General features: G+C 70.3%; 15 protein-coding genes. 11 read left to right on the forward strand and 4 right to left on the reverse strand.

The genetic code is table 11. The features are described 5' to 3' along the window. Positions 1–40 precede the first annotated feature (40 nt). The 3 genes from ACFOYW_RS06400 to ACFOYW_RS06410 are packed head-to-tail and all read left to right on the forward strand — an operon-like array spanning position 41 to position 5,998. Positions 41–1,882: a thiamine pyrophosphate-requiring protein gene (locus tag ACFOYW_RS06400; protein ID WP_390227963.1), complete on the forward strand. Its 1,842-nt coding sequence runs from the start codon at positions 41–43 to the stop codon at positions 1,880–1,882. Then, a complete protein-coding gene (locus ACFOYW_RS06405) occupies positions 1,879–4,899 on the forward strand; it encodes an FAD-binding and (Fe-S)-binding domain-containing protein (protein ID WP_390227964.1) in 3,021 nt (1,006 codons plus the stop codon). The genes ACFOYW_RS06400 and ACFOYW_RS06405 overlap by 4 nt, the downstream gene beginning before the upstream one ends. Positions 4,900–4,903: 4 nt before the next feature. Next, positions 4,904–5,998 (forward strand): enolase C-terminal domain-like protein, encoded by a 1,095-nt coding sequence (locus ACFOYW_RS06410; protein ID WP_390227965.1) that lies wholly within the window; start codon positions 4,904–4,906, stop codon positions 5,996–5,998. Between the two features lie 135 nt (positions 5,999–6,133). Here the strand turns inward: ACFOYW_RS06410 and ACFOYW_RS06415 are convergent, their stop codons facing one another. After that, a complete protein-coding gene (locus tag ACFOYW_RS06415; protein ID WP_390227966.1) occupies positions 6,134–6,829 on the reverse strand; it encodes a response regulator in 696 nt (231 codons plus the stop codon). 2 nt (positions 6,830–6,831) lie between these two features. After that, the gene (locus ACFOYW_RS06420) at positions 6,832–8,268 is read right to left on the reverse strand and encodes a sensor histidine kinase (protein WP_390227967.1); all 1,437 of its coding nucleotides are present in this window, start codon (positions 8,266–8,268) and stop codon (positions 6,832–6,834) included. Between the two features lie 76 nt (positions 8,269–8,344). Between ACFOYW_RS06420 and ACFOYW_RS06425 the strand changes: the two genes are divergently transcribed. Continuing rightward, entirely contained in the window at positions 8,345–9,013 is a 669-nt protein-coding gene (locus ACFOYW_RS06425) for a DedA family protein (RefSeq protein ID WP_390227968.1), read from the forward strand. A 20-nt stretch (positions 9,014–9,033) separates the two neighbouring features. Here the strand turns inward: ACFOYW_RS06425 and ACFOYW_RS06430 are convergent, their stop codons facing one another. After that, positions 9,034–9,687 (reverse strand): PadR family transcriptional regulator, encoded by a 654-nt coding sequence (locus tag ACFOYW_RS06430; RefSeq protein WP_390227969.1) that lies wholly within the window; start codon positions 9,685–9,687, stop codon positions 9,034–9,036. A gap of 95 nt (positions 9,688–9,782) precedes the next feature. Here ACFOYW_RS06430 and ACFOYW_RS06435 point away from each other — a divergent pair, with 95 nt between their 5' ends. Beyond that, positions 9,783–10,607: an SDR family NAD(P)-dependent oxidoreductase gene (locus ACFOYW_RS06435; RefSeq protein ID WP_390227970.1), complete on the forward strand. Its 825-nt coding sequence runs from the start codon at positions 9,783–9,785 to the stop codon at positions 10,605–10,607. A gap of 1 nt (position 10,608) precedes the next feature. Then, positions 10,609–11,025 (forward strand): TIGR03668 family PPOX class F420-dependent oxidoreductase, encoded by a 417-nt coding sequence (locus tag ACFOYW_RS06440; protein WP_390227971.1) that lies wholly within the window; start codon positions 10,609–10,611, stop codon positions 11,023–11,025. Here the strand turns inward: ACFOYW_RS06440 and ACFOYW_RS06445 are convergent. Next, positions 11,022–11,663: a hypothetical protein gene (locus ACFOYW_RS06445; RefSeq protein ID WP_390227973.1), complete on the reverse strand. Its 642-nt coding sequence runs from the start codon at positions 11,661–11,663 to the stop codon at positions 11,022–11,024. The two genes, ACFOYW_RS06440 and ACFOYW_RS06445, sit on opposite strands and share 4 nt — an antisense overlap. Positions 11,664–11,790: 127 nt before the next feature. Between ACFOYW_RS06445 and argS the strand changes: the two genes are divergently transcribed. The 5 genes from argS to ACFOYW_RS06470 all read left to right on the forward strand — a co-directional run bounded on the left by argS (position 11,791) and on the right by ACFOYW_RS06470 (position 17,451). Beyond that, positions 11,791–13,479 (forward strand): arginine--tRNA ligase, encoded by a 1,689-nt coding sequence (gene argS, locus ACFOYW_RS06450; RefSeq protein ID WP_390227974.1) that lies wholly within the window; start codon positions 11,791–11,793, stop codon positions 13,477–13,479. 9 nt (positions 13,480–13,488) lie between these two features. Further along, positions 13,489–14,250 (forward strand): LmeA family phospholipid-binding protein, encoded by a 762-nt coding sequence (locus ACFOYW_RS06455; protein WP_390227976.1) that lies wholly within the window; start codon positions 13,489–13,491, stop codon positions 14,248–14,250. Continuing rightward, the gene (locus tag ACFOYW_RS06460) at positions 14,247–14,516 is read left to right on the forward strand and encodes a hypothetical protein (RefSeq protein WP_390227977.1); all 270 of its coding nucleotides are present in this window, start codon (positions 14,247–14,249) and stop codon (positions 14,514–14,516) included. The genes ACFOYW_RS06455 and ACFOYW_RS06460 overlap by 4 nt, the downstream gene beginning before the upstream one ends. Positions 14,517–14,584: 68 nt before the next feature. Continuing rightward, entirely contained in the window at positions 14,585–16,000 is a 1,416-nt protein-coding gene (lysA, locus tag ACFOYW_RS06465; protein ID WP_390227978.1) for a diaminopimelate decarboxylase, read from the forward strand. Beyond that, positions 15,997–17,451 (forward strand): homoserine dehydrogenase, encoded by a 1,455-nt coding sequence (locus tag ACFOYW_RS06470; RefSeq protein WP_390227979.1) that lies wholly within the window; start codon positions 15,997–15,999, stop codon positions 17,449–17,451. The genes lysA and ACFOYW_RS06470 overlap by 4 nt, the downstream gene beginning before the upstream one ends. The last annotated feature ends 4 nt before the right edge of the window (positions 17,452–17,455 follow it).

Here is a 17,455-nt window from a genome sequence, read left to right on the forward strand (position 1 = left end):
GCGCCCCGGGTATCGGTCGATCGAATGAGAGGAGCGTGCAGTGGCGAAGAAGACGGTCAGTGAATTCGTGATCGAGCGGGTGAAGGAGTGGGGTGTCAGCCGCGTCTTCGGCTTCCCGGGCGACGGCATCGGTGAGCTCGACGGAGTGCTCGGCGTGCTCGACGGGAAGGGCGACGGGCTCGAGTACATCCGCCCGACGCACGAGGAGATCTGTGCATTCCTCGCGACCGCGCACGCGAAGTTCACCGGCGAGGTCGGCGTCTGCATCGCCACGTCGAGCCCGGGCGCGTTCCACCTGATCAATGGCCTGTACGACGCGCAGATGGACAACGTTCCCGTCGTCGCGATCGTCGGCCAGCAGGGCCTGGATGCTCTCGGCACCTTCACCCAGCAGGAGAGCAACCTCGAGCTCGTCTTCGCCGACGTCGCCGCGTACGTCAAGACCATCGTGTCGCCGCAGCAGGCCCAGGCCGTCATCGACACCGCGTTCCGAACGGCGCGCACGCGACTGCAGCCGACCGTCATCATCCTTCCTCACGACGTTCAGGCCATGGAGGCGGCCGAGCCGTCGGCCGCGCACTGGGTGTCCCGGTCGAGCAGCGTGCCCGCCTCGACGCGCATCGCGCCGGTGCGCGAGGAGCTCGAGAAGGCGGCAGCCGTCATCAATGCGGGCTCGAAGGTGACGCTGCTCGTCGGGGCCGGCGCCCGGGGCGCCACCGATCAGGTGCTCGAGCTCGCGCACAAGACCGGCGCGGGAATCATCACGGCGTTGCGCGGCAAGGACGTCGTGCCCTCGGACATTCCCTTCCACACTCAGCAGGTGGGGTTGCTCGGGTCACTGCCGAGTCTCAAGCAGATGCAGGGCTGCGACACCCTCATCATGCTCGGCACGAACTACCCGTATGGCGAGTTCATGCCGGCGACGGGCCAGGCGCGAGCGGTCCAGGTCGACCTCAAGCCCGAACAGCTCGGCGTGCGCTATCCGACCGAGGTGAACCTGTGGGGCGACGTCGGTGCGACGCTCGACGGGCTGCTGCCACTGCTGACGCAGCAGTCGGACCTGTCGTGGCAGCAGCGGATCGCCGATCAGTTCACCGACTGGGAGCGCGAGATGCGTGCCGACGCGATGGTCGGCTTTCCCGACGGCGCGAACCCCAGGCGCGTGTTCTTCGAGCTCAACGAGCGCCTGCCGGAGAACGCGATCGTGACGGCGGATGCCGGGACCACCGCCGACTGGTACGGCCACCACATCCGCCTCCGGCGCGGCATGCGCGGTGACCTGTCGGGCCGGCTCGCGAGCATGCTCGCCGCGATGCCGTACGCGGTCGCGGCGAAGTTCGCGTACCCCGAGCGACCGGTCGTGTGCACGATCGGTGACGGCGCGTTCCAGATGCTCGGCATGAACGAGCTCATCACCGTGAAGAAGTACCAGCACAAGTGGCCGAATCGGCAGTTCATCGTCGTCGTGATGCACAACGACGACCTCGCGCAGGTGTCGTGGGAGATGCGCACGGAAGACGGCAACCCGGTGTGGACCGGCTCGCAGGATGTCGAGTCGGTGGACTATGCCGGCTACACCGAGCTGCTGGGCTTCAAAGGCATCCGATTGAAGAGCGACGACGACGCGGGCGAGGCGTGGGATGCCGCGTTCCGGCACCAGGGCGTCACCCTGATCGATGCGTATGTGACGCGCAATGCGCCGCCATTGCCCGCCAAGATCACGAAGGAATACCGCAACAACACGCTCAAGGCTCTGGTCAAGGGCGATCCGCTGCGCGTCGGCGCGATCGTGGACTCGGCCGAGGCTCTCGGAGCCGAAGCGTTGCAGCGGGCGAAGAACGTGCTGCATCTGGGCGGCGCCGACGAAGGGCAGCGCGAATGATCACCTCGGCGGGCATCGACGTCATGAGCCTCAGCGACGCGCTCGAAGCGGCCGTCGACGGCGAGGTGCGGTTCGACGCGGGCACGAGGGCGACCTACGCGACGGATTCCTCGAACTACCGGCAGGTGCCGATCGCCGTCGTCGTTCCGTACTCGGTCGAGGCCGGGGCTCGTGCGCTCGAGGTGTGCCGCCGGCTCGACGTGCCCGTGCTCTCGCGCGGCGGCGGCACGAGCCTGGCTGGGGAGTGCTGCAACGAGGCGGTCGTGATCGACTGGTCGAAGTACTGCAACCGGCTTGTCTCTCTCGACATCGCCGGCCGCAGCTGCATCGTCGAGCCCGGGATCAACCTCGACACGCTGAACGCCCTCCTCGCCGAGCACGATCTGCAGTTCGGCCCGAAGCCCGCCACGCACTCGCACTGCACACTCGGCGGCATGATCGGCAACGACTCATGCGGCTCGACCGCCCAGGCCTACGGCAAGACGAGCGACAATGTGCGGCGTCTCGAGATCATGACCTACGACGGTCTGCGCTGCTGGGTCGGGCCCACCGCCGACGATGACTACGACGAGATCGTCGCGGAGGGCGGCGACCGCGCGCGGCTGTATCAGCGCATGCGCGCGCTCGTCGACGACTACGGCGACGAGATCAGGGAGCGTTTTCCCGACATCCCGCGCCTTGTCTCCGGCTACCACCTCGAGGCGCTGCTGCCCGAGAACGGCTTCGACGTCGCGAAGGCGCTGACCGGTTCCGAGTCGACGCTCGTCACGGTGCTGCGGGCCGAGCTGCAGCTCGTCCCGGTGCCCAAGGCCAAGACGGTCGTCGTGCTCGGGTTCCCGACGATCGAGGATGCGGCGGCGGCGTCGCCCATCGTCGCGAAGCACGACCCGCTGTCGATCGAGGGTCTCGACAGCATCCTGATCGGCAACGAGCAGCGCAAGCGCGAGAACCCCGAGGCACTCGAGCTGCTGCCGGACGGGGACGGCTGGCTGATGGTCGAGCTGCCGGGCGACACGAAGGACGAATCGGATGCTCGCGCTCGCCGGCTGGTCGAGGAACTGAAGTCGTTCGAGCCCGCTCCGAACAGCAAGATCTATGACGACCCGGTGCAGGAGCAGGAGCTGCGCGACGTGCGCGAGGCGGGCCTCGGCTCGACCGCGTGGGTGCCCGGCCAGCGCGACACGTGGGAGGGCTGGGAGGACGCGGCCGTACCGCCCGAGCGCCTCGCCGAGTACCTGCGCGACTTCGGCGACCTGCTCACCGAGTTCGACTACCAGCCGGCCTCGCGCTACGGCCACTTCGGGCAGGGGTGCGTGCACTGCCGCATCCCCTTCGATCTGGAATCCGAACAGGGCATCGCGCACTTCCACGCGTTCCTCGATCGCGCGGCGCACCTCGTCGCGAACTACGGCGGCTCGCTCTCGGGCGAGCACGGCGACGGCCAGTCGCGCGGTGCCCTGCTGCCGATCATGTTCGGCGACCGGGTGGTCACGGCATTCCGCGAGTTCAAGGCGATCTTCGACCCGGGCGACCGGATGAACCCGCAGAAGGTGGTCGTCGCTGCCGGCGGCCGCTTCGATGCGCCGCTCGGTCCGACCGACAACCTGCGGCTGGGCGCGGACTACCGTCCGAAGGTCGACGTGGAACTGCACTTCAGCTACCCGGACGACGAGGGCCGTTTCGATCGCGCCGCACTGCGCTGCGTCGGCGTCGGCAACTGCCGCAGCCACACGGGCGGCGTGATGTGCCCGTCGTACCGGGCGACCGGCGAGGAGGAGCAGTCGACGCGAGGCCGCTCGCGGCTGCTGTTCGAGATGGTCAACGGCGAGGCGAAGGACGGCCCGATTCAGAACGGCTGGCGCTCGACCGAGGTGCTCGACGCGCTCGATCTGTGCCTGTCGTGCAAGGGCTGCAAGTCGGACTGCCCCGTCGACGTCGACATGGCGACGTACAAGGCCGAGTTCCTCTCGCACCACTACGAGGGCCGGATCCGGCCGGCGGCGCACTACACGATGGGGTGGCTGCCGCTGTGGGCTCGCCTCACCCATCTCGCGCCCGGGCTGCCGAAGCTCGTCAACGCGCTGGGCCGCACGAAAGCCGCGCGGCTCGGCAAGCGCCTGGGCGGCGTCGAGCCGGAACGGCCGCTCCCGCAGTTCCAGGAGGAGCGATTCACCGACTGGTTCGCGACGCACCCGGCGCCCGCCGTGGCGCCGAACGGCGACGTCGTGCTCTGGCCCGACACCTTCACCGACAACTTCCACCCCCAGGTCGCGCGAGCGGCCGTCACGGTGCTCGAAGCCGCCGGCTATCGCGTGGTCGTGCCGCAGGAGGCCCTGTGCTGCGGGCTCACGATGGTCTCGACCGGTCAGCTGGCGAGTGCAAAACGGATTCTCGCCCGCACGGTGCGCACGCTCGCGCCGTACCTCGCGTCGGGCACACCGCTCATCGCCCTCGAGCCGAGCTGTCTTGCGGTGTTCCGCTCCGACGGCCCCGAGCTGCTGCCCGCCGACCCCGACATGGCGCTCGTCGCGACCCGGTCGAAGACCCTCGCCGAGCTGCTGCTCGAGACCGAGGGCTGGGAGCCGCCGAACGTCGCCCGCCACGCTGTCGTCCAGCCGCACTGCCACCAGCATGCGGTGCTCGGCTTCGACGCGGACGCCGAGCTGATGAAGAAGGCCGACATCACCGCGGACACCGTGAGCGGATGCTGCGGGCTCGCCGGCAACTTCGGCTTCGAGGCGGGCCACCTCGACGTGTCGATCTCCGTGGCCGAGCACGACCTGCTGCCCGCTGTTCGCGACGCCGCTCCGGACACCCTGTTGATGGCCGACGGCTTCAGCTGCCGTACTCAGCTCGAGCAGCTGGGTGACGGGAAGCGAGGCATGCATCTGGCCGAGGTGCTCGCCGCCGCGCTCGAGGGTCGTGTGGCCGAACCCGAGCGCATGACGAGGCGTCCGCGCATTCCGCAGCGCACCGTCGACCGTGCGCTGGCCGCGTTCCCGCCCCGGAAGCCGTAGCGCCGTGATCCCGGCATCCGACCCGATCGACCGCGTCACGGCCGAGGTCTACCGGGTGCCGACCGATCAGCCGGAGGCCGACGGAACCGCCGAGTGGGACGCGACGACCGTCGTCGTCGTGCGGGTCGCGGCGGGTGAGATCGAGGGGCTGGGCTACAGCTACGCGGATGCCTCCGCCGCGCTCGTCGTGACGAAGGTGCTCGCGCCGCTGGTCCGCGGCGCCTGCGCCTCAGACCTGCCGTACCTGCGCGACGCCATGGACCGTGCCGTCCGTAACCTGGGGCGCGCCGGTGTCGTCGCCTGCGCGATCTCGGCCGTCGACGTGGCGCTCTGGGACCTGCGGGCGCGGCTCGTCCGCATGCCGCTGCTCGAACTGCTCGGCCGGGCCCGCGCCGCCGCACCCGTGTACGGCAGCGGGGGCTTCACGACGTACGACGACGACACGACGGCCGCCCAGCTGCGGGAATGGCTCGAGCTCGGCGTCGGCGCGGCGAAGATCAAGATCGGCGAATCGGCGGGCGCCGCGGAGGCGCGCGACCTCCAACGCGTCGCTCTCGCCCGCGAGGTGCTCGGTGATGTCGAGCTGTTCGTCGACGCGAACGGCGGCTATACCCCCTCGCAGGCGCGCCGAGTCGAGCGCGACCTGCGCGACTTCGACGTGCGCTGGTTCGAGGAACCGGTGTCGTCGGACTATCCTGCCGAGCTGGCGGCGGTGCGTGCCGGTGCCGCGATGGACATCGCCGCGGGGGAGTACTGCTGGGGCATCCAGGACGCGGCGCGTCTCCTCGCGGCCGGCGCGGTCGACTGCCTGCAGCTCGACGTCACGCGCTGCGGCGGCTTCACCGGGTGGCTCGAGGGGGCGGCGCTCGCCGAGGCATCCGGCATCTCGATTTCCGCGCACTGCGCGCCGCAACTGTCCGCGCACGCGGTGTGTGCGGTGCGGCGCGCCCGCCACCTCGAGTACTTCCACGATCACGCCCGCATCGAACCGCTGCTGTTCGACGGCGCGCTCGAGGTGCGCGAGGGCAGCATCGAGCCGGCCGGCACCCCGGGCCTCGGCCTGACGCTCGGACCCCGTGCCGAGCAGTTCCGCGTATAGCCCCCGAGCCGCCCAGCCTTCCCGCCCATGCGGCTCCAGTTGCGCTACAGCTGCGGCACGCCGCGCCACCCGTAGCTGGCGCGCGAGCCCGTAACTGTAGCGCGCCGTTCCGCCACGGGCGTCCCGAGGCGCCCGCTACGAGGGTGTGCCCGCGCCCGGCGTCACGAGGCCTCGCTCGTAGGCGAGGATCACCGCCTGGGCGCGGTCGCGCAGGCCGAGCTTCGTGAACACCCGGCTGACATGGGTCTTCACGGTCTGCTCGGCAAGAAAGAGCGACCTGGCGATCTCACCGTTCGACAGCCCCTGCGCGACAAGGACGAGAATCTCGTTCTCGCGCTGCGTGAGCTCGTCGAGCTCGCGTCGGCCGGCCGGCGCGGCGGCAGCGACGGATGACTGACCGGGGGCACCCCGGGCGAACCGCTCGATCACGAGCCGGGTGAGCCGCGGAGAGAGCAGCCCCTCGCCGCCGGCGACCACGCGCACCGCGTCAACGAGGTCGGCGGGCAGCGCGTCCTTGAGCAGGAACCCGCTCGCGCCGGCCTGCAGCGCCTGGTACACGTAGTCGTCGATGTCGAAGGTCGTCAGCATGAGGACGCGCGTCTCGATGTCGGCGCGCGCGATGTCGGCCGTCGCGTCGATGCCGTTCTTGACGGGCATCCGCACGTCCATCAGCACGACGTCGGGCGCGAGCTGAAGCGCGAGCGCGACCGCCTCGGCGCCGTCGGCCGCCTGCCCGACGACTGAGACGTCCGGCTGTGCATCGAGCAGCGCGGCGAAGCCGGCGCGCACCATCGCCTGGTCATCGGCGATCACGACTCTGATGTTCGTCATTCTCATGAGCCCCCTTCGGGATGCGCCGGCAGCACCGCGTCGACGCGCCAGCCACCGCCGTCGATCGGGCCGTACTCGACCGAGCCGCCGACCGCGCCGGCGCGTTCGCGCATGCCGCGCAGCCCGTAGCCCGACGCCGTCGCCGCACTGGCGGCGGCAGACCCGGCGGTCTCGCCCGTAGCCCCGGACCGGCCGCGCACGCCGCGCAGCAGCGATCCCGCGCTGGCAAGGGGCCCGCTCTCGCGGCGCGCCGGCTGCGGCGCCCGGGGTGCCGGAGCGTTCTCGATGGCCAGCTCGAGCATTCGTGAGTCGCGCGTGACCGTGATCGTGATCGCCGCGCCGGGCGCGTGGCGCAGCGCGTTGCTGAGAGCCTCCTGCACAATGCGGTACGCGGAGAGCCCGACCACATCGTCGACCGGCCGGCCTGTCGCCTCACCGGGTTCGAACTCGATCGAGGCGCCCGCGCGCCGCGCCTTCTCGATCAGTGCCGGCAGCTGTGCGAGCCCCGGCTGGGGTTCGAGCACTGCGGTCGGATTCGTGCCGTGCGGGTCGTCGCCCAACAGAAGCACATCGGTCTCCGCGGCGTCGGCGCCGGTGGCATCGGCCTCGCCGAGGCTCGGTGCCGCTCCCGCGGTGGCCGTCTCTGGCGTGTCCGACCGCAGCACGCCGAGCAGACGGCGCATCTCGCCGAGGGTCGTGCGCGTCTGCGCCGCGATCTGCTCGAACTCCGTGACGACCTCGGCGGGAAGGCCGGGGTGCCGGTACGGCGCGCTGGTCGCCTGCACGTTCAGGATCGACATGCCGTGCGCCACGACGTCGTGAAGTTCCCGCGCGATCCGGGCGCGCTCGTCGGCCATCATGCGCCGCGAGCGCTCGCTCTCACTCGTCTCGCGCTCGTCGGCGAGCTGGGCGCGGGTGCGCTGCAGCTGCCGCACGACGATGGCGGCGGCGATTGTGAAGACGCCGATGTTCGCGAACACCACGATGTCGGTCAGGCTCGCCGCGAACGGCATGCGGGTGATCAGGATCAGCGCGGCGAGCAGCGACGCCGCACCGCTCACGAGCCAGGCGGCGGCGGCCCACCACCACGTGTCCTTCCAGGCGACGATCGCGAGGGCGAGCACCTGCGTGATCAGCGGCGCGACGGCCCATGGCCACGGCGCGGCCGGCGACCCCGTCGTCGAGATCAGCGCGAGCACGAAGGCGGCGACGATGGCGACAACGGATGCCTCCCGCGGCCGCCACACCGCGAGCGGAATCGCGCCGACGTGCGCCGCGACGACCACGAAGACGACCTCGATCGGCACCGCGTAGACCGACACCGCCACCGGCACTTCGACGGCATAGAGCGCGGCCGCGACGAGTCCGACGACCAGCCAGAACAGCCAGCGTCGCGTGCGCACCCGCGGTGCCGTCGCGCTCCGGCTCTTCCGCGTCATGACGTCTACCGTGCCACACGCGGCTGACGCCGCCGTGGATCCGATACCGGGGTAGGGGGTATGGGCCAACTCCAGCGTGACGACCCCGGCACGAGGCATCCGTACCTTCGAAGACATGGACACGATCGGGCACCTCGTCGGAATTGCGGCCGCGTCGCCGTGGGCACTCGCACTGATGGCGGCGGCCCTGATCGTCGACGGGTTCTTCCCGTTCATCCCGGGCGAGATGCTCGTCGTCGCGGTGGCATCGGCGGCGACTGCGGCCGGACACAACCCGCTCGTCGTGCTCGCGGTCGCGATTCCGGCAGCGCTCGCCGGCGACCTGATCGCGTACCAGCTGGGACGCCGGCTCGGCATCGAGCGCTGGGCGGGCAGCCGGCACCCGAAGCTCGCGCGGGCGTTCGCCTACTCGCGCAGCCGCCTCGAATCGCGCCCGGCGTCGACCCTTCTCACTGCCAAGTTCCTGCCGTTCGTGCGCGTCGCCGCGACGATGACGGCAGGGGCGGCGCGGATGCCTGTGCGCCGCTACGTGCCGGTCGCGCTCACTTCCGTCACGCTCTACACGGGCTTCAACCTCGCGGTGGGGGCGCTCGTCGGCTCCGCCTCGTTCGGCCTGCTCGCCAATCCGCTCGTATCGCTCGGCGTATCGCTCGTGATCGGCCTCGCAGTGGGCATCGGCGTCGACGGGCTGATGCGCCTCTTCACGCGGCGTGGTGCCCGCGCGGCAGGCGCGGCCCTCGTCTGAGCGCCGCGCCCGCCTGCGGCTCAGCCCTCGGCGAGGATCGCGTAGAGCGACTTGCGCAGCTCGTCGATCTTGGCGGCGGCCTGCTGCCGCTGGGCCTCGGAGGCGACGAAGCGCAGCTGGTGGATCGCGCCCATGAGCTTGCCGATCGCAGTGAACAGCTCGGCGTCGGCGCCTGAGCGTGCCGGGGCGGCGTTCCACGCGGCGGCCAGCTCGTCGGCGTGCTCGTCGACGTAGGCGCGGCCCGCGTCGGTGAGCGAGTACTCGGTCTTGCGGCCCTCGCCGGCGGGGGCGATGAGCTCCTCGTCGACGAGCTGCTGCAGCGTCGGGTACACCGAGCCGGGGCTCGGCACCCAGAGACCGTCGGTCTTCTCGCCGATCCGCTTGATCAGCGCGTAGCCGCTGGACGGCGCCTCGGCGATGAGAGAGAGCAGGGCCGCACGGATGTCTCCGCGCGACGCGCGACGGCGGCCGCGGCCGCCCCGGGCGAAGTCGGCAGGGTCGAAGCTGGGCCCGAACGCGCCGGGCCCGAAGCCGACGCCGCCGAAGCCGCGGCCGAAACCGCGCGGCTCGTGGTGGAAGCGGGCGCCGTCGAAGTGAGCGTCGCCGTCTGTGCCGGGCCGGCGGCCGTGGCCGCGACCGGCGTGGAAGTCGTGATGTGAGGTGTTGTCGTACATCGGTCGACCTTTCTGATAACAGGTCTTTGACCTTCAAAGACACGTTAACGATATATCGTTCGCGCCTAATGTCAAGCGCGGGTTATCGTGAACGGATGCCCCACCCGCGCGCCATCGGAACCCGAGCGCTCATCACCGGAGCGTCGAGCGGCATCGGCGCTGAATTCGCCCGACAGCTCGCCGCCGACGGCCTCGACCTGGTGCTCGTCGCCCGCAACGGGGAGCGGCTCGATGCCCTCGCCGCCCAGCTGCGCGACGAGCACGACATTAACGTCGAGGTGCTCGTCGCCGACCTGCTGACGACGGCCGGCGCGAAGGCCGCCGAGGCCCGCGTCGGGGCCTCCGTGAACCGCATCGACGTGCTGGTCAACAACGCGGGATTCGGCGTCAAGCGCGACTTCGATGAGAGCTCCGTCGACGACGAGCTGAACATGCTGTCGATCCTCGTCGCGGTCCCGCTGCGGCTCAGCCATGCGGCGCTCGCCCACATGCTGCCCGAGGGGCGCGGCACCATCATCAACATCGCCTCGGTCGCGGGCTTCACGCCGCGCGGCACGTACAGCGCGGCGAAGGCGTGGCTGCTCAGCTTCAGCCGCTGGGCGAACGTCGCGTACAAGCATCGCGGCGTGCGCGTGACGGCCGTCGCGCCGGGATTCGTGCGCACCGAATTCCACGCGCGCCTCTCGACGGAGGCCCACGTCGGTGCACCGGACGGCGCGCCGGCGCCGGTCGCCGAACTCGAACGCCGAGTGCCCGATGTGCTGTGGCTGCGCGCGCCGGACGTGGTGCGGGCCGCCCTGATCGACACCGGCCGCGGCCGCGCCGTCTCGATTCCGAGCCTGCGCTACAAGGTCATCGTCGCCGGAGCGCGCCTCGTTCCCGACGCGCTGGCCGAGCGCGTCGCCCGCATGGGGCGGTAGCGTGCGGCTCGGCGAAGACGAGGCGCGGTCGCGGTTCGCTGCCGCGCGTGTCGCTCGCCTCGCGACGGTCACGGGGGAGGGCGCGCCGCGCCTCGTGCCGATCACCTTCGCGGTCGAGGGCGATCTGATCTACACGGCGGTCGACCACAAGCCGAAGACGACCAGGCGGCTCAGCCGACTGGGCAACATCGCGCAGAATCCGCGCGTGGCGCTGCTCACCGACGAGTACGCCGAGGACTGGTCCCGCCTGTGGTGGGTGCGTGTCGACGGCGTCGCGAACGTGGTGACGGATGCCGGCGGCCTCACGCATCCGATCGATGCGCTCGTCGCCCGCTACGAGCAGTACGCGCAGCACCGCCCGCAGGGTCCGCTGATCGTGATCCGCGCCACCGGCTGGACGGGCTGGGCCGCCGCCTAGTGCAGGTTGCCCATCACGGCGCTCGCGACCTGATAGCTGTCGCCCGGCTCGAGGAACGTCTTCGAGTCGATGACGACCCAGTAGCCGTTGTTGGTGAAGATCTGCAGCGTGCCCACGCCGTTCTTGACGTCGAAGTAGCTGACCGTGCCCGAGGGGGCACCGTCGATCGGAACCTGCTGCGACGTCGCAGCGACGCTGCCGTCGAACTGGGCGACGTTCGCCGAGTTGGGGTGCGCGACCGCGACCTCGATGATGTCGTTGCTCGTCTCGTTGAGCCAGCCGAAGCTGACGCCCTTGAGCTGGACGAGCTGATCGGCGGCCGATCCGCCCTGGACCTTGTAGTCGGGGTCGACCGTGAAGTTCGGGTTGTACGAGTAGACCTGCTGCGCGGTCCACACCTGGTCCTGCGTGAGCGTGACCGGAGTGGGGCTCGGCGTCGGGGTCGGGCTGAACGTCGGCGTCGGACGCCCCGCGTCGGTGGCGCCCGCCGAGGGCGCGCTTGAGGCATCCGTCGAATTCGGCGAGGCCTGACCCGTCGATCCACCCGACGTTCCGGCGCACGCGGCCAGCAGGCAGATCGTGGCGGCGCCTGCGATGAGGGCCGCCGAGAGGCGGAGGGCGGGTCGTGCGAGAGGCATGGCTGAGGCGCTTTCCGTCGGGGACTCGAGCCGCGGACGGCCGCCGCGGCGCGTGGTTGGCGCGAGCCTATCAAGCGGCTGGGCCCTCTCAGGGTCGGCGGCAGGGGCTCCCATAGAATCGTTACCCGTGACCCCCGCTGAGCTTTCCGCCGCCCTCTATGCCCTCGTTGCGCCCATCATTGTGCGGCGCAGCGGCGAGGCGAGCGAGGGCAGCGCCCAGCAGAAGGCACCGCAGTTCGAGGAATCCGACCTCGTTCTCGAGCGTCCGAAGAACCGCGAGCACGGCGATTGGGCGAGCAACGTCGCGATGAAGCTCGCCAAGCCGCTCGGCATGAACCCTCGTGAGCTCGCGACCGAGATCGCGGCGGCCGCGTCATCGATTCCCGGCATCGCTGCGGCGGAGGTCGCGGGTCCCGGTTTCATCAACTTCCGCGTCGACGCGGCCGCCGCCGGCCAGCTGGCGAAGGCGATCGTCGACGCGGGCGAGGCCTACGGCCACGGGCATCTTTACGACGGCATCACGATCAACCTCGAGTTCGTGAGCGCGAACCCGACCGGGCCTATTCACATGGGCGGCGTGCGGTGGGCGGCCGTCGGAGACAGCCTCGCGCGCATCCTCGCGGCCGAGGGCGGCCTCGTCACGCGCGAGTACTACTTCAACGACCACGGTTCGCAGATCGACCGCTTCGCGCGCAGCCTGCTCGCCGCCTATCTCGGCGAGCCGACCCCGGAAGACGGCTACGGCGGCGCGTACATCGCCGACATCGCCGCTCAGGTCGTCGCCGTGTACGACGGCGACCTCACCTCGCTCGGCCGCGACGAGCAGCAGGAGGTGTTCCGCTCGATCGGCGTGAACCTCATGTTCGATGAGATCAAGCAGAAGCTGCACGGCTTCGGCGTCGACTTCGACGTGTACTTCCACGAGGACTCCCTGCACACCTCGGGCGCGGTCGACAAGGCCATCGCGCAGTTGCGCGACAAGGGCCACGTGTTCGAGCAAGACGGTGCGACCTGGTTGCGCACGACCGACTTCGGCGATGATCGCGACCGCGTGATCATCCGTTCCAACGGCGAACCGGCCTATATGGCGGGCGACATCGGGTATTACCAGAACAAGCGCGAGCGTGGCTTCGAGCAGAACATCATCATGCTCGGCGCCGACCACCACGGTTACGTCGGCCGCATGATGGCGATGACCGCCGCCTTCGGAGACACGCCGAACGTGAACCTCCAGATCCTCATCGGCCAGATGGTGAACCTCTTGAAAGACGGCCAGCCGGTCCGCATGAGCAAGCGGAACGGCAACATCGTCACCCTCGACGACCTGGTCGACGCGGTGGGCGTCGACGCCGGGCGGTATGCGCTCGTGCGTTCCTCGAGCGACACCTCGCTTGACCTCGACCTCGACCTGCTGGCGAAGCGCAGCAACGACAATCCCGTCTACTACGTGCAGTACGCGCACGCGCGCACGGCGTCGGTCGCACGCAACGCGGCGGCGGCGGGCGTCGACCGCAGCGAGTTCGCACCGGAGCTGCTCACCCACGAGACCGAGGCGGCGCTGCTCGGCGCTCTGCAGGAGTATCCGCGCATCATCGCGCAGGCTGCCGAGCTGCGGCAGCCGCACCGCGTCGCCCGCTTCATCGAAGAGATCGCCGGCCTCTACCACCGCTGGTACGACAACTGCCGCGTGATCCCGCAGGGCGAGGCGCCCGTCGAGACGCTGCACCGTACGCGCCTGTGGCTCAACGACGCGACCGGTCAGACGATCCGCAACGGCCTTGGGTTGCTCGGCGTATCCGCTCCGGAGCGGATGTAACTCCGCTCGATGGCTGTCAGCACGCCGCGCCGACTCGCCTGGACCGGCCTCATCATCGTTGCGGTGGTGGCCCTCGCCTTCGGCGCTGACGCAGCACTGCGAACATATGCCGAGAAGCGCATGGAGTCGGAGATCCGGCAGGCGCTTCCGGCCGGCGTGACCGCGCCGGGCCTCACCGTGAACGTGCGCGGATTCTCCTTCCTCGCGCAATACCTCGCCGGGCGCTTCGAGGAGGTCGACGTCGACGCGCCGAACATCACGACGGCGCGCGGCTCGGTGCAGGCCTCCCTCGTCGCGGGCGATGTGCACATCGACCGCTCGTTCCGCGTGCCGCCGGTGCTCGGCACTGTGCAGGGCACGCTGCACGTCTCCGAGGAATCCGTGAACAGTCTCGTGTCGCTGCCCGACCCGACCGCCGCGATTCAGCTGAGCGACAAGACCGTCTCGTATTCGGCGACGACGCAGGTGCTCGGGCTGCCGATCACCTATTCGGCTGCGGTGCGCCCGGTCGCGGACGGGGCGCTGATCCGCCTCTACCCGCAATCGGTCAATGTCACGTCGGGGCCGGTGCACTTCGATGTGAAGTCGCTGCTCGGTGACATCTTCAACGGCAAACCGATCAACGTCTGCATCGCGCCGTACATCCCGCAGGGGCTCAAGGTCGACGACATCGCGGTGGCCAAGAGCAAAGCGACGATCGACTTCCACGCCAACGACTTCTCCCTCGACCCGAAGACGTTCCAGACTCACAGCGCCTGCCCCTCCTCGTGATCGTCGCCGATCGGCGAGCTCCACCCGCGGCGCGACTCCAGATCGAGAGGGCGCTCGCGACCCTGCGTGTCGAGGTGGTCCCGTTCACCATCGACCAGGCGCGCGTCGCGCGCGAGGCGTATCGGGTCTTCGGCAAGGGCAGCGGAAGCGGGGCGCGTCTCAACCTCGGTGGCACCTACAGCTGCGCCCTCGCCGCAGTGACCGGCGAGTCGCTGCTCTTCGTCGGTGACGGCTTCGCGCACACCGATATTCGGGCGGCGCTCTGACCGTGGCGTTCGGCGGGCGTGCCTCCCGCTAAACTCGTCGCAATCCCTTTCCGACCCCGAGGACTTCTGTGGCCGAGAACCCCCTGGCGCCGAGCTGGCTCGCCGTTCCGGCCGACGCGAACGAGCTGCCCGCCGCGATCTGGCCGTCGAGCGCGCAGCGCCAGGCCGACGGGGTGGTCAGCGTCGGGGGAGTGAGTCTCGCTGCGCTGCAGGCCGAGTTCGGCACGCCGCTGTACGTGATCGATGAAGCGGATGCCCGGGCCCGGGCATCCCGCACGCTCGCCGCCTTCGCCTCGGCAGCGGAATCCGCCGGCACGACCGCGACCGTGTACTACGCGGGCAAGGCGTTCCTCTCCATCGAGGTGGCGCGCTGGGTGGCGGCTGCCGGGCTCAACGTCGACACCTGCTCCGCGGGCGAGCTCGCCGTGGCGCTCGCCGCCGGCGTCGACCCGGCGCGGCTCGGTCTGCACGGCAACAACAAGTCCCTCGCCGAGATAGACCGGGCCGTCTCGGTCGGCCTCGGCACCATCGTCATCGACTCCGAGCAGGAGATCGCGCGGGTGGCGGAGGCCGCTCGGCGGCACGGGCGACGGCAGCGCGTGCGGCTGCGCGTCAACTCGGGCGTCCATGCGCACACGCACGAGTTCCTCGCGACCGCCCACGAGGACCAGAAGTTCGGTCTGTCGCTCGCCGACGTCAAGCGCGTCGTCGCAGACATCCGCTCGCGCTCCGAGCTCGAGTTCGTCGGTCTGCACTGCCACATCGGGTCCCAGATCTTCGGCGCAGACGGCTTCGCGGAGTCGGCTCGCCGCCTGCTCGACGTGCACGAGCGTCTGCTCGCAGGCGGCCCGGTGCCCGAGCTGAATCTCGGCGGCGGCTTCGGCATCGCCTACACCACGGCGGACGACCCGACCCCGATCGAGGAGCTTGCGACGCACATCGTCGGCACGGTCGCCGAGCAGTGCGCCGCGCGCGGCATTCCCGTGCCGCATCTCGCCTTCGAGCCGGGCCGCAGCATCATCGGCGGCCCCGGCATCACGTTGTACGAGCTCGGCACGACCAAGCCGGTCGAGGTCGCGACGGGCAGCGACGGCGCGACGGCGACCCGGCTCTACGCGAGCGTCGACGGCGGGATGAGCGACAACGCGCGCACAGCGCTCTACCAGGCCGACTACTCGGTCCGGCTGGTGAGCCGTGCGTCGACGGCCGACCCCGTGCTCGTCCGCATCGCGGGCAAGCACTGCGAGTCGGGGGACATCGTGGTGCAGGCGGATTATCTGCCCGGCGACATCGCGCCGGGCGACCTGCTCGCGGTCCCGGCGACGGGTGCGTATTGCTGGTCCCTGTCGAGCCGTTACAACTACCTTCCCCGCCCGGCCGTCGTCGCCGTTCGCGACGGCGAAGCGCGCGTGATCGTGCGCGGCGAGACCGAGGAGGACCTTCTGAGCCACGACGTAGGAGCAGTTTTGGGAGCACGCGGTTGATCGAGTACAGAACGTTGAGGATCGCGCTGCTCGGCGGCGGCACCGTCGGTGCGCAGGTGGCGCGGCTGCTGCTCGACAACGGCGAGGAGCTCGGCAGCCGCATCGGTGCGAGCATCGAGCTCGCCGGCATCGCGGTGCGCGATCTCGACAAGCCGCGCGACGTCGCGCTGCCGCGCGAGCTCTTCACGACGCGCGCCGAGGAGCTCATCCTCGGCGCCGACATCGTGGTCGAGCTGATGGGTGGCATCGACCCGGCCCGCGAGCTGATCCTGAAGGCGCTCAACTCCGGTGCCGATGTCGTGACCGGCAACAAGCTGCTGCTCGCGACCCACGGCGCCGAGCTGTTCGACGCTGCGGAACAGGTCGGCGCGCAGCTGTACTACGAGGCGGCGGTCGGCGGCGCGATCCCGATCATCCGCCCGCTGCGCGACAGCCTCGCGGGCGACTCCGTCACCCGCATCCTCGGCATCGTCAACGGCACGACGAACTTCATCCTCGATCGCATGGACTCCGCGGGCGAGGACCTCGCCGACGCGCTCGCCACTGCCACGGAACTCGGCTACGCCGAGGCCGACCCGACCGCCGACATCGGGGGCTACGACGCGGCCGCGAAGGCGGCACTGCTCGCGAGCCTCGCGTTCCATACGAACGTGCCGCTTGAGGCGGTCTATCGCGAGGGCATCGAAGACATCACCAAGGAGCAGGTCGACCGAGCCCAGGCGATGGGGTACGTCGTGAAGCTGCTCGCGATCTGCGAGCGGATCGCCGATCCGGTGACGGGCGAGGCGGGCGTCTCGGCTCGGGTCTACCCGGCGCTGGTGCCGCGCAGGCATCCGCTCGCCGCTGTTCACGGGGTGCACAACGCCGTGTTCGTGCAGGCCCAGGCGGCGGGCGACCTCATGTTCTACGGCGCGGGTGCGGGCGGGCTGCAGACCGCGTCCGCGGTTCTCGGCGACGTCGTCTCGGCGGCGCGCCGGCACGTCGCGGGCGGTCCGGGCGTCGCGGAATCCACTCACGCGAACCTCCCGGCGCTGCCCGTCTCCGCCGCTCTGACCCGCTACCACGTGATGCTCCACGTCACCGATCAGCCGGGCGTGCTCGCCGAGATCGCGCAGATCTTCGCGGAGAACGGCGCGTCGATCGAGAACATCGTGCAGTCGAGCGGAACCCGCTCGAGTGGCGCCGGAGGCGGCACTCAGGTGAGCACAGTGCAGTCGAGCGGAACTCGCTCGAGTGGCGCCGGAGGCGGCACTCAGGTGAGCACAGTGCAGTCGGGCGGAACCCGCTCGACTGGCACCGGCGACAGTGCTGAGGATGATTCGCCGACGGCTACCCTTGTCATCGGAACCCATGCAGCCCTCGAGGCGTCGCTGGCCGCCACGGTCGAGGCGCTGCGCGCCAGTGCCGCGGTCACCTCGATCGCCCATGTGCTGCGAATCGAAGGAGCGTAAAGCA

It is taken from the genome of Gryllotalpicola reticulitermitis, from assembly GCF_042651345.1.
Classification (GTDB): Bacteria; Actinomycetota; Actinomycetes; order Actinomycetales; family Microbacteriaceae; genus Gryllotalpicola; species Gryllotalpicola reticulitermitis.